The sequence below is a fragment of the Kitasatospora sp. NPDC096204 genome (assembly GCF_044763205.1).
In the GTDB taxonomy this organism is placed as follows: Bacteria; Actinomycetota; Actinomycetes; order Streptomycetales; family Streptomycetaceae; genus Kitasatospora.
In genome coordinates this window covers 1-11,869 of record NZ_JBIWFT010000008.1, presented here as the reverse complement: position 1 = coordinate 11,869, position 11,869 = coordinate 1, and the positions used below count along the sequence as shown (strand labels likewise).

Below are 11,869 nucleotides of genomic sequence, written 5' to 3'. Positions count from 1 at the left end.
CCAGAGCCATCTACCATTACCCCACTTAGGTCGAATACTTACATTCCCTCGCGACAAGTTTTTGGGCAAAAAAATGGGTGGCTCACCCCCGGGCAACATCAGCCCCGACGGCCTTGCGTTCAGCCTTAATCTGGCAGGGCAGACACCTGTTGCGGGTGATGCAGCAAGATGCGCGGGCCGTGAGAAAGCCGATGCTCTCGAATCCCCACCCGCTCCGCTCGGGGTCGAGCTTGCGCCGATGCAGCTCACCCCGGGCCGCAGCAATGGCCGATTCGTCGCTGGTTGCGATGACATCCAGGTTCCGCACGAAACCGCCGAACCGGTCCTGGACCTCGACCGTGTAAATCTCGTAGTCGAAGGTGTGGAACCCTCCTCGAACAACGCATCCGCAGTCGGTCTTCACGAGCGTTTCGGACATGCTTCTCCCTGGGTCTGATGCCGGCCTGATTCTGGACCTGCTCCAGGCAGGTCCATTGCGAGCCGCGCAGGTGTGACCCGTACGCGGCCCAGCAGGGTGGTTTTGGCACTCCCTGCCGCGCTGCCTCATATACCCGCACCACGTGTGCAAGAGGTACCGGCCCATAATTCCGGAGAGGCCAGCTCACACCATGACGTGGAGCTGTCGACTGTGCTTCCCGCTCGCTCCCAGTCCTTTCATCCTGGGATCAATGCATTGGTCATCGCGTGGTCAGTGCACAGTCATGGGTTTTACGTCAGTCGCGTGTCTGCCCCGTTTGCTCCCCGGTCCTGGTTTCCCATTCCCGGATCGTCGCAGCACATAGGATCGTTTCGGCTGACGGTGCCAGGCTCCGTGAGCGCCTGCTAGACGCTCTCTCGGCCCGGTCCTAGAGTTCTCTGGCCTGCCAGCGCAGTTCCGCGTGCATACCGGTCCTCACGGCCTTTCGGTTTAGTGACCTGTCAGCGCATGCGCTGGTGGTTTCACCGGCCTCTGTTTGGATACCGGAAGCATGCGGCCCGCAATGGCCGCTGATAGCCCCTTTGATGTTGTCAAGGTACTTCGATCCCTTTACGACCCTTGGCGCTGTTTTCCCGTCCCCCCTGTTGTAGCCCGTTGGGTGGCTCATAACCACCCGTCCGAACCCGGGGGACCGTTGCGCGCTAGGTATCGCTCCGGTCCGCTGTGCGCTTGGGAGAGGCGTTTTCACCCTCCGCCGGTCCGACTCCCCTACTTGCCTTTCAGCCGGTTTCCCTTGCCCCCTTGAGGGGCGGTACTTCCTGGCCGGGCGTTTCGGTGTTGCTCGGTCCGACTCCCAGAACGTTAGGGCCGAACCTCCCTCGCGACAAGTTTTGATTTCACGCGCCCCTCCTCAATAGGCACGGAGAGTGTTGCCCGCAAGGGTCCTATAGGGATTAGAGGAGAAGTCGAGAGTGCATACGTGATCAAAGTGGACACATGACGGATCGCCAGAACCTCGAATGACTACACAAAGTTACGTTCGGATCGTTATCTCAGCGTTACCACTTTCACCGAAGATCGGTCGAAAGTACACACAATCCCCATAAGTGATGGGGCGTCAGCGCCGCCCGAACCACCCCTGGAGCCACATCCTGACTGGCCGTCAGGCGGGGCCTCCAACCAGCACGTTCCCTAGACGCCCCATGAATGAATCCACTCCCGACCCCCTTGAATGCATTCATTCCTATACCACATATCCACCGGGGGTAACACATGCATGCGTTCACACAGGACCCACCGGGGGTGCCGTCCTCACTCTGTGTACGGGTATGAATCTTTCCGAGGGGCTGGAGGCCGTCAGGGCCGACCTGGCGGCCGGTGGGGGCTCCAGGGCTGCTCAGAAGCCGTTTTAGGGCCTCCAGGAGGCCTTCAGGGCCCTCTCGGGGGTTGAAACGCCGCTCCGCGGCCTTCCTGGGGACGTTGAATGAATGAAATCGGAGCTCAGGAGTGATGCCGGCCACTCTTCGGGCCAAAGTGTCCTCGACTGATGCCGGCGGACACATACATCTATTTTGTAGGGGGTGGTATATACCCCCTACAGTCTTGAGTGAATTCATTCCCGAGGAGGTGTTCCCCGCAGGCGGCCCCCGAAAGGCCGCACTGGAGATGCCGAGGCCCAGGTAATAGCTCAGTCTGCTCTCATGGCAGGGATCATCGTCCTCTTCGAACTGGACCAGGCCCAGGCGGATAGCCCGGAGGACGAGGAGCCGGCCGTGCTCCTGGTGCACTCCGCCGGCCAAGACCCCGAGGCCCCTGAGGACCCGCTGCCGCGGACCCTCTGCGGGAAGGACACCGGGCCCATGGAGAACTCCCATTACCGGCCTGGAAGGCCCGGAGAGCCCTGGTACCCGGTCTACCTCCGCAGCAAGCGTTGTCAGGCCTGCGAGGACGTCCTGAGGCGGCTCTGAGGCGCGTTACAGTTCGGCCAACACAGCGTCCGGGTACCCTAAGCACCCGCCATGATGCCCCGGTGCTTATGAACCTTCTGCCGGGCCTGCGTGAGCTTCGCACACCCCTTGCAACCGGCTACATCTGGCTTGTCGGTTTGTGGTTCCTGCTTCGCGACCAGGCCCCTGACCGAGCCCAGGCGTCCGGGGTAGTCCTATCGGCCTACCAACTGAAGGATCTTGTCGGGTTGCCGGCGGTGCTGGCCGCATGCTCGTTCGCGGCCTACATCATCGGGCTCGCTCAAGTGTCCCCCTCATCGCTTCGCGACCGGCTCATCCGGGTCCCGTTGATGCGGAAGCTCCTGAAGGACGTGCCGACGCGATCGAATGATGTCCAGCCGGACGTCTTTGGGGAAGGTGAGGAGTTTCGTGCCGAAGACGGCACACCACCATCGGTGAGCCACGGCTCCCTCAGGTCCCTGCGAACCCTCGTCCGTGACATGGCCCTGAAGGCGGATCCCCGCGGAGCGCCCGACCAGCTACGGCTCGGGACAATGGGTGTCGAACAGGCCGTACGTGATGTTCTCGACGATCTCCGGACCCTGTCACTACGCCTTCAGGTGGAGAAGGCCGACCTCTTTCAGGAGTACGACCGCCTGACTTCAGAGGCCACCTTCCGTGTCAATGTTGGTCTGGCCATCGGCGGGCTCACCGTCCTCATGACTGTCGCTGCCGGGAGCCCATGGCCTGCTTTCGGAGCTCTTGTCGTCCCGTTCATGCTTCGCAGCGGGATCTTCAGGCAGCAGAGAGCCAACGATCTACTGATCGAGACACTGACGTCACGAGTGGTGGGGTGCCCCGTCCTCGACGAGTTCGACCGACGCACACGGGAGTATGCAGTCCCGGAACGCCTTTCGTCCCAGACACGCCCCAGTCCTCCCCAGGGCTCAAGCACGCCGGGGCTGGCCTTGTGAACCGCTCGTCGCCGCGAACGTTCGGCCGGTACGATGCTCAGGTGCACCCATCAGGGAATCCGGCCCCGAGGCTCAACGTCTTGGGGCCGGTGCCTTCTTGGGCGGTCTCGGGTCACGGTGAGGTCGACGCAGTGATGCTGAAACCTCCGCTAGGCTGACTTGCAGTCAGTTCCCGGGCTGGAGAAGAAGGGCTGTGCCAAGGTGTCGAGCATGCTTCTCGTGACGGCCCAGATGGGTGTCGGGAAGACCGAGGCGGCTCTCCATACGGCTCGCCTCTGGTGCAAGCGGAAGCCTCAGCTCACTCTATTCCGCACGTTCATGACTCCCTCGACCGTTGCGGACCTCACCTCGGTTGAGGCCGCTGCCGCCGCAGAGCTGGCGAGGATCGACCAGGGCCCCCACACATATGCCCATGTTTCCGCGGACGAGTTGGCGGGTTGGCTTGTCCTATACGCTCGGCAGGGTGCCCGGCGATTCGGCCAAGGCGCTCGGGTCTATCAGCTTTCCCGTAAGTTGCCAAAGATCGAGTCCGAGCCCGGCGTCCGAGTGTCGGGGCCGTTGGATGAGTGGGTCGCCGGGTTCTACAAGGCCATGCGGCGTCCTGGACGATCGGGTCGGCGGGTCAGTACGAAGACCCGGCTCCAGGCCCTTATTAAGCTCCTAGGCGATCTCCGGCTTCTCTTGGCGTTTCCCCCACTGCCGAGCCGCGTGGGTCTAGCCAAGGCGGCCGCAGTCCTCCGCACCTGGGTTTGTGCGTGTGGGTCCGAACGATTGGCTGCCCCCGTTGTCCCCCGAGGACCGGGGCCGAGTCCCCTGCCGGCCACCAGTCAGTACGGGCACCACATCGGCTGGAGCCTGGCCGCCTAGTCGAGGTGTCCACCCTTCTTGGGGAACCTCTATGCCACAGATCACCCTGCCCGACAACACCCCATGGTGGGCCGTCGGGCTACTCGTCTTCGCACTTGCCTTCCGGATCATGGTCGGCGCCGTACTGCCCCGCCAGTCCGCACACCGGCTCTCCTGGTGGCGCGAGTGGTGGAAGCACCGTTCCAGCAAGCAGGGCCGTCGTAACCCGCCGCGCCCGTCCGAACTCGAACAGGGGTCCGGACAGGACAACCCTCCTCCACCGGTTCGGTAGGCTCGGCCTCGGCATCGAGTAACGACCCGTGCCGTCGTGGCCACAGGAGTGCCGCAACAGAAGACCCCCCTGGAATCCAGGGGGGTCTTCTGCCGTCTCACCCTTCTCCGGCTGTCACGCAACCGCCCCGGAGAGGGCGTGCGCGCCCGGGTAGGTATAGCCGGGATCGGGCAGGCCGAGCGCGGCCGTACGCAGCGCTTCGCGCCGTTCCTGCTGCCGCTGCTGTTCGTCGTACTGGCGCTGCATCTCGTCCAACTCGGTGAGCCATGCATCGTGGTCGATGTGCGGGCGGATCAGCGGCCCCATGTACAGGCGGCCCGGCTCCGGGTTTGGTTCGTACGGGGCGGGGACCGACGACGCGGAGATGCGTGTTGCAGCGGGGGCCGGAACGGCGGCCGCGGGGGCTTGCACGGCACGGTGCTTTCCCCGAGCTGGCAGGAAGAGGCCCAGGGTTCGGCGGACGAGCCAAACGATAAGGTGGTGCATGTCGGACAGCTCCTCGAAAGCTGGTCGGCTTCACCCCCGGCGGCCGGTCCTAAGCGGCTTCCGGGGGTTCCTTTGTGGCTGACGGTACTCAACCTGTCCATACCTGTCCATGGTCATCCAGGGCTATGCCTGGCTAGCCCTCGCCGTTACGGTCGGGGAGTGCATGAGTTCAGCCCGTCCCGTCCGAAGTGGGAACAGATCGCGGAGATCATCACCGAGCGGATCGCGGCTGGTGATCTTCAGCCTGACGACAGGCTGTCCGAGGTCCGGTTGACCGAGGAGTTCGGCGTGGACCGGAAGACCGTGCGGAAGGCGTTCGTCGCCCTGCGGGACGCCCGTCGGGTGGTTACCCGCAAGGGCATGGGCAGCTTCGTGACGCACCCCGAAGCGGACGGCTAGGTCCCGCCCGCCGGCGTGTCGCAGGCGAGGTGTGGGGCCCGGTCGGCTGGCTGCTTGCGTGACCAAGGGATGACCAACAGCAGTCCTGAACAGCCAGAAACAGGCAGGAGGCACCAGCACGGTGCGCTGTCAAGGATGGGGCGTGTTAGGGTCATCCCCGCAGGTCAGGGCCTCACGGGCCGGTGCCCGAGAGGAGAGTTCAAGTCCCCCCTCGGACACCAACGAAAGGCCCCAGTTCATCTGGGGCCTTTCTGCTTTTCGGCTCCGGTTTCCCGCGTTCCGCCGAGAACGGGAAGATCCCCCCGGAGTCCGCGGGGACTCCGGGGGGATCCGCAGGCCCGGGCCGTGCCCTAGGTCACTCCTGGTTCCAGGTGGCGCCCGCGCCCGTGAAGGAGCCGTAGACGCCGGTCTCGTCGGCCCAGATCCAGAAGTCTGCGTGCTGGACGCCGTCGGGGTTGACGGAGGACTGGGTGCTGGCGACACCGGCGCCGTTCTCGTTGGCGATGAACTGGCCCTTGCCGAAGGACGCGTCCAGGCCCTCCTGGGCCGAGGCCAGGCCGGCGCAACCGATCACCAGCGGGACGGTGAGGGCGCTGACGGCCAGGACACGCTTGAAAGCACGCATGCAGATCTCCTCCACGGAGTTTCGGGGTTCGAAGGCGGCGGTGCCGTTCCGCACCCCCGCGACTTCAGAGAGCCACGCCCCGCACCCCGTCGCAACCGGCGCCGGAACCCGTACGGCCCTTACGCTCCGTCAGAATCGCCGCTCCTACCAGCGGAAATACAGTTCGTATGCCCATTTCTGAGGATCAGTCGGCCGGAGCACACCCTTGTCACTCTCCGCCCCGGGCGGACGCGGACGCCCGGGGCCGGGGCCAGGGCCGGGGCCAGGGCCGGGGCCAGGGCCGGGGCCAGGGCCGGGGCCAGGGCCGGGGCCAGGGCCGGGGCCAGGGCCGGGGCCGGGGCCGGGGCCGGGGCCGGGCGTCAGCCGGCTTCCGCCGGCTCCGTGCGGCCGACCGGGCCGGTCTGCCGCCTCGGCCGCCCGCGCAGCCACTCCGCGGTGATGAAGGCCGCCACCGTGGACACGATCAGCAGCGGCGTCGAGTTCGCCGCCTCGCCGCCGAGCAGGGCCTCGGCGAGGACCGCGCTGGTGACGGGCAGGCCGGTGACGGCGGCAGCGGAGGCCGCCAGGCCGACGGCCAGGGCCGGCGCGGCACCGAATCCGGGCAGCGGTGCGCAGGCCATGGCGAGGGCCGCCCCGAGCAGGAGCATCGGGAAGATCGGGCCTCCGCGCAGGCTTCCGAGGGCGATCGACCAGCCCAGCCCCTTGCAGAGCACGAGGGCGAGCAGCGCGGCAACCGACCACGCGGCCGGGTCGGCGGCGAGCACGGCCAGGGTGGCCTGTCCGGAGAGCGCGGCCTCCTCCGGGGAGCGCCCGGTGAGCAGGGCGTACGCGGCGAGGCAGGCTCCGACCGCGACCGCGCACAGCACGGTGCGCACGGCGGTCTGCCGGGCGGTGCCGGTCGTGGTGAGGGCCTTCACCCGGTGGCCGACGTTCTGCCCGGCCACGCAGAGCACGGCGATCGCGACGGCCAGCGGGACGCCCCAGAGGAAGTCCGCCGCGTCCGGCACACCGCTCTTCGGCACGTGCGGCAGCGACAGCGCGCCGATCGCCAGGCCGGTCCAGTGGCCGAAGCCGGTGAAGATCAGCGCGCCGACCCCGCTGGCCAGCAGGCTGGGCAGGATCAGCGCGATCAGCTGAGGGCCGCCCAGCCCGGCCGCCTCGATCAGCATCACGGCGGCCACCAGCGGGCTGCCGAAGATGGTGGAGATCGCCGCCGCCGCACCCGCGGTGCCCAACACCGCGAACAGCTGCGGATGTTCGGCCCGCCTGGCGGACCGGACGGTGAGCAGGGCGAGGCCACCGCCGAGCGCCATCAACGGTGCCTCCGGGCCGAGCACCACGCCGAGCGGCAGACCGGCGAGCGCGGCCAGCACCACGCCGGGGACGGCGACCGGTGGCGTGGGCGGGCCGCCGAGCCCGTCCACCGGGACGTGGCCGCCGCTCCCGGGCAGCCGGGTCACGATCGGGGCGAGCAGCAGGCCGGCCAGCAGCAGCGCGGGCAGCGGCCACCACCAGGGGGCGCGCCCGTAGCCGGCCGCCGTCGGCAGGCTCTCCCAGACCCAGTGCTGGAGTTGGTGCTCCAGGCCGACGAAGCCGAAGGCCGCCAGCGAGACCGGGACGCCGACCAGCGCCGAGACCAGCAGCAGGCGGAGGTAGCCCCGGTGCAGCAGCACCTCGTGCAGGGTCGGACCGCCGTCCGGCTGCCGGGACGTCGTCGGCATGGCCGCTCCCTCGCGCTCCCGGGCCGCCCGCCGCCCGGGAGACCGCGTCCTGCGACCGAGTCTCGCCCGGAGCCGGGAGCCCCGCACGGCGCACGGGCCGTCAACCGGGGCCGCGGCGGGCCCGGTTGCTCCGTGCGGGTGAGGGCGTGGGTGGCGGCGCGGGTGGGCGTCAGAGCCGGCGGGCGTCGGTGCCCAGCGCGCTCTCGATGCCCTGGACCATCCGCCACAGCGGCGCCCGGCGGCTGGCGACCAGGACCACGACGTCGTCGGACTCGCCCTCGGCGGCGCCCTCGGCCGGGCGGTCGCCCCAGGTGCCGGTGACGAAGGCCATCGCCGCGTCCACCTCGGCCACCCAGTCGCTCTCCCCGCCCGAGCGCAGCCAGGTGCGCAGGGCGTGGTTGTGCGCGGCGACGACGGCCGCGGCGATCACGTCCGCCCGCAGCGGGCCGTCCGGGCGGTCGGCGAAGCGGCCGCGCAGGTAGGCGGCGAGGGTGTGCTCGTAGCGCCAGACCACGGACAGCTCGTAGGCGCGCAGGCCGGGCACCCTGCGGGTCAGCCGGTAGCGCTGGACGGAGAAGGAGGGCTGCTCGGCGTACATCCGCAGGACCAGGCGGGCGGCGTCGCAGGCGTGCCTGACCGGGTCCTCCTCGCCGGTGCCGGACTCCAGGAACTCCGTCATCTCGGCGAGGCTGCGCTCGTGGTCGGGGAAGACCACGTCCTCCTTGGCCGGGAAGTAGCGGAAGAAGGAGCGCCGACCGACGCCGGCCAGCGACACGATGTCGTCGACGGTCGTCTGTTCGAAGCCGCGCTCCAGGAAGAGCTCGAAGGCCGCGGCCACCAGCGCCTCGCGCATCGCCGGCTTCGAGGGCCCGTCGTTCATGGGCTGGTCCTGCTCTTCCTTCTCGCTCATTCACCGGAACTTAGCATCGGGAGGATGCGTCGGCCCCCGACGGCCGGGCGGCTGACCGGCCCGGCCGTCGGGGGTGTGTCGGCGCGGGTTACGGGAGGTTGCGGGCCATCACGATCCGCTGGACCTGGTTGGTCCCCTCGTAGATCTGCGTGATCTTCGCGTCCCGCATCATCCGCTCCACCGGGTAGTCCCGGGTGTACCCGTACCCACCCAGCAACTGCACCGCGTCCGTCGCGATCTCCATCGCCGCATCCGACGCGTAGCACTTCGCCGCCGCACCGAAGAACGTCAGATCCGCGTCCCCACGCTGCGACTTCGCCGCCGCGACATACGTCATCTGACGCGCCGCCTCCAGCTTCATCGCCATGTCCGCCAGCATGAACTGCACACCCTGGAACTCCGCGATCGCCTTCCCGAACTGCCGGCGCTCCTTCACATACCCCTTCGCGTAGTCCAGCGCCCCCTGCGCGATCCCCACCGCCTGCGCCGCGATCGTCACCCGGGTGTGGTCCAGCGTGCGCATCGCCGTCTGGAACCCCGTCCCCTCCGCACCGATCATCCGATCCGCCGGAATCCGCACATTGTCGAAGTACACCTCACGCGTCGGCGAACCCTTGATCCCCAGCTTCTTCTCCGGCGCACCGAACGACACCCCCTCGTCGCCCTTCTCCACCACGAACGCCGAGATCCCCTTCGACCGCAGCTCCGGATCCGTCACCGCCATCACCGTGTAGAACTCGGACACACCCGCGTTGGTGATCCACCGCTTCACACCGTTCAGCACCCAGAAGTCCCCGTCCCGCACCGCCCGGGTCTTCATCCCCGCCGCGTCCGAACCCGCCTCCGGCTCCGACAGGCAGTACGAGAACATCCCCTCACCACGCGCCAGCGCCCCCAGGTACTTCGCCTTCAGCTCCTCCGAACCCGACAACTGCACCGGCAGCGACCCCAGCTTGTTCACCGCCGGGATCAACGAGGACGACGTACACACCCGCGCCACCTCCTCGATCACGATCACCGTCGCCAGCGCGTCCGCCCCCGCACCGCCGTACTCCTCCGGCACGTGCACCGCATGCAGGTCGTTACCCCGCAACGCGTCCAACGCCTCCTGCGGGAACCGCCCCTGCTCGTCCACCTCCGCCGCGAACGGAGCGATCTTCGCCTCGGCCAGCGAACGCACCGCCTCACGGAGCATCTCGTGCTCCTCGGAGATCCGGAAGAGATCGAACTCCTGGCTCATGATCGCCACTCCTGTTTCACGACGGTACTCAGTACCCTTCATTATGCATGCGCGCGGCAAAAAGGGAACTCAGTGCCTTCCCTTGACGGCACTGAGTTCCCTATCCTTTTCGTGCCGAACTTCCGGCGTACTTCCGCCGTACTTCCGCCGAACGAGCCGTCCGAGCGCAGGGAGATGACAGCGTGGTCCACTCAGCCATCGATGCCGACACCCGGAGCACGACGCTGTACTTCCAGCGCTGCACGTGGTGCAACAACCCGACCTTCCAACGGCTGCTCTGCCCCACCTGCGGCTCCACCGACCTCAGGCTGGAGCCCAGTGAGGGCACGGGCGTGGTGCGGCGCTGCGCGGTCGAGCAGGCCCGGACGCCGCTGGTCCGTCAGAAGTCGCTGATCCGGATGGCGGAGGGCTTCGACGTCTGGTGCATCGTGGGCGGGATGCGCAGCACCGTCCCGGTCGGTACCCGGGTGCGGCTGCTCTCCTCCCCCGACTCCGACCAGCCGGAGCTGCGGCTGCTGCCGATGGAGGAGCCGCCGTCGCCGCCGGACACCGAACCGCGCCCGCTGCCGCCGGCCCAGGGCGGCTTCACCCAGCACCTCGCGGCCTTCGTCGCGGAGTGAGCGGCGGGGTACGCCGCGGGGTGCGTCACGGGCGCGGTCGCGGACCGCGCCACCGACCGGTGGGGCCGGGAGACGCGCCGGGAAACCGCCGGGAGACGACGGAGGGCGTGGCACCGAGTACCACTCGGTGCCACGCCCTCCGTCGTCGTCGCGGGATCAGGCCTTGCGGGCCTTCACCTCGGCGGTGAGCTGCGGCAGCACCTCGAAGAGGTCGCCGACCACGCCGTAATCGGCGAGCTCGAAGATCGGGGCCTCGGGGTCCTTGTTGACGGCCACGATGGTCTTCGAGGTCTGCATGCCGGCCCGGTGCTGGATCGCGCCCGAGATGCCGTTGGCCACGTACAGCTGCGGGGAGACCTGCTTGCCGGTCTGGCCGACCTGGCTGCTGTGCGGGTACCAGCCGGCGTCCACGGCGGCGCGCGAGGCACCGACGGCCGCGCCCAGCGCGTCGGCGAGCTCCTCGACCACGCCGAAGCCCTCGGCGGCACCGACACCGCGGCCGCCGGAGACCACGATCGCGGCCTCGGTCAGCTCGGGGCGGCCGGAGGACACCCGCGGGGTGCGCGAGGTGACCTTGGCGGCGTTGCCGGTGAACTCCACGGCCACGTTCTCCACCGCGCCGGCGGCCGGGGCGGCCTCCGGGGCGACGGCGTTCGGCTTGACGGTGATGACCGGCGCGCCCTTGCTCACCCGGGAGTCGACGGTGTACGAGGCGGCGAACACCGACTGGGTGGCGATCGGGCCCTGGTCGCCGGCGCGCAGGTCGACGGCGTCGGTGATGATGCCGGAGCCGATCCGCAGCGCGACGCGCGCGGCGACCTCCTTGCCCTCACCCGAGGACGTCACCAGCACGGCGGCCACGTCGTTGGCCTTGGCGATCTGGGCCAGGGCGTCCACCTTCGGGACGACCAGCCGGTCCGCGAACTCGGCGCCGTCGGCGACGTACACCTTCGCCGCGCCGTACTCGCCGGCCTTCGCCGCGATGTCGGCCGCGGCCGCACCGGCACCGAGGACGACGGCGGACGGCTCACCGATGCGGCGGGCCAGGGTCAGCAGCTCCAGGGCCGGCTTGCGGACCGCACCGTCGGCGTGGTCCACCAGGACGAGAATCTCAGCCATTGCTCAATGTCTCCGTGTTTCGCTGGGTCGGGGGGTGGGGGCGGCTCAGATGAACTTCTGGTCGGCGAGGAAGCCGGCGAGCGCCTTGCCGCCCTCGCCCTCGTCCTTGACGACCGTGCCCGCGGTGCGCGCCGGACGCGCCGCCACCGACTCCACCGCCGTCCACGAACCCGCCAGACCGACCTCGTCCGCCTCGATGCCCAGGTCGTCCAGGTCCAGCGACTGCACCGGCTTCTTCTTCGCCGCCATGATCCCCTTGAACGACGGGTACCG

General features: G+C 68.5%; 12 protein-coding genes and 1 pseudogene. 5 read left to right on the top strand and 8 right to left on the bottom strand.

Features of this window, described 5'->3' with window-relative positions; translation table 11 throughout:
* Positions 1–82: 82 nt before the first annotated feature.
* Entirely contained in the window at positions 83–418 is a 336-nt protein-coding gene (locus ACIQ87_RS10625; RefSeq protein WP_402404592.1) for a hypothetical protein, read from the bottom strand.
* 1,700 nt (positions 419–2,118) lie between these two features.
* On the opposite strand from ACIQ87_RS10625, the gene ACIQ87_RS10620 reads away from it, so the two are divergent.
* From ACIQ87_RS10620 to ACIQ87_RS10610, 3 genes are all read left to right on the top strand, one after another.
* Positions 2,119–2,385, top strand: coding sequence for a hypothetical protein (locus tag ACIQ87_RS10620; RefSeq protein ID WP_402404589.1), 267 nt, complete (start codon positions 2,119–2,121; stop codon positions 2,383–2,385).
* Positions 2,386–2,447: 62 nt separating this feature from the next.
* Positions 2,448–3,338 carry a hypothetical protein gene (locus ACIQ87_RS10615; protein WP_402404587.1) on the top strand — a complete coding sequence of 297 codons (891 nt, stop codon included), beginning with the start codon at positions 2,448–2,450 and terminating at the stop codon, positions 3,336–3,338.
* A gap of 898 nt (positions 3,339–4,236) precedes the next feature.
* A complete protein-coding gene (locus ACIQ87_RS10610) occupies positions 4,237–4,476 on the top strand; it encodes a hypothetical protein (protein ID WP_402404584.1) in 240 nt (79 codons plus the stop codon).
* Positions 4,477–4,590: 114 nt separating this feature from the next.
* Here ACIQ87_RS10610 and ACIQ87_RS10605 read toward each other — a convergent pair whose 3' ends face one another.
* On the bottom strand, positions 4,591–4,962 hold the full coding sequence (locus ACIQ87_RS10605; protein ID WP_402404582.1) for a hypothetical protein: 372 nt from the start codon (positions 4,960–4,962) through the stop codon (positions 4,591–4,593).
* 159 nt (positions 4,963–5,121) lie between these two features.
* Here ACIQ87_RS10605 and ACIQ87_RS10600 point away from each other — a divergent pair, with 159 nt between their 5' ends.
* Positions 5,122–5,361, top strand: a complete 240-nt coding sequence (locus tag ACIQ87_RS10600; protein ID WP_402404579.1) for a GntR family transcriptional regulator — start codon at positions 5,122–5,124, stop codon at positions 5,359–5,361.
* A gap of 355 nt (positions 5,362–5,716) precedes the next feature.
* On the opposite strand, the gene ACIQ87_RS10595 is transcribed toward ACIQ87_RS10600, so the two are convergent.
* The 4 genes from ACIQ87_RS10595 to ACIQ87_RS10580 form a co-directional block, all read right to left on the bottom strand.
* Entirely contained in the window at positions 5,717–5,986 is a 270-nt protein-coding gene (locus ACIQ87_RS10595) for a hypothetical protein (protein ID WP_402404577.1), read from the bottom strand.
* Positions 5,987–6,345: 359 nt separating this feature from the next.
* On the bottom strand, positions 6,346–7,707 hold the full coding sequence (locus tag ACIQ87_RS10590) for a chloride channel protein (RefSeq protein WP_402404574.1): 1,362 nt from the start codon (positions 7,705–7,707) through the stop codon (positions 6,346–6,348).
* 169 nt (positions 7,708–7,876) lie between these two features.
* Positions 7,877–8,560 carry a TetR family transcriptional regulator gene (locus tag ACIQ87_RS10585; RefSeq protein WP_402405127.1) on the bottom strand — a complete coding sequence of 228 codons (684 nt, stop codon included), beginning with the start codon at positions 8,558–8,560 and terminating at the stop codon, positions 7,877–7,879.
* A gap of 145 nt (positions 8,561–8,705) precedes the next feature.
* Positions 8,706–9,857, bottom strand: coding sequence for an acyl-CoA dehydrogenase family protein (locus tag ACIQ87_RS10580; RefSeq protein WP_402404572.1), 1,152 nt, complete (start codon positions 9,855–9,857; stop codon positions 8,706–8,708).
* A gap of 182 nt (positions 9,858–10,039) precedes the next feature.
* On the opposite strand from ACIQ87_RS10580, the gene ACIQ87_RS10575 reads away from it, so the two are divergent.
* Positions 10,040–10,477 carry a hypothetical protein gene (locus ACIQ87_RS10575; protein WP_402404569.1) on the top strand — a complete coding sequence of 146 codons (438 nt, stop codon included), beginning with the start codon at positions 10,040–10,042 and terminating at the stop codon, positions 10,475–10,477.
* Between the two features lie 156 nt (positions 10,478–10,633).
* On the opposite strand, the gene ACIQ87_RS10570 is transcribed toward ACIQ87_RS10575, so the two are convergent.
* Both ACIQ87_RS10570 and ACIQ87_RS10565 read right to left on the bottom strand, forming a co-directional pair.
* Positions 10,634–11,596: an electron transfer flavoprotein subunit alpha/FixB family protein gene (locus ACIQ87_RS10570; protein WP_402404567.1), complete on the bottom strand. Its 963-nt coding sequence runs from the start codon at positions 11,594–11,596 to the stop codon at positions 10,634–10,636.
* 45 nt (positions 11,597–11,641) lie between these two features.
* Positions 11,642–11,869, bottom strand: a pseudogene (locus tag ACIQ87_RS10565) (electron transfer flavoprotein subunit beta); the annotation flags it as partial.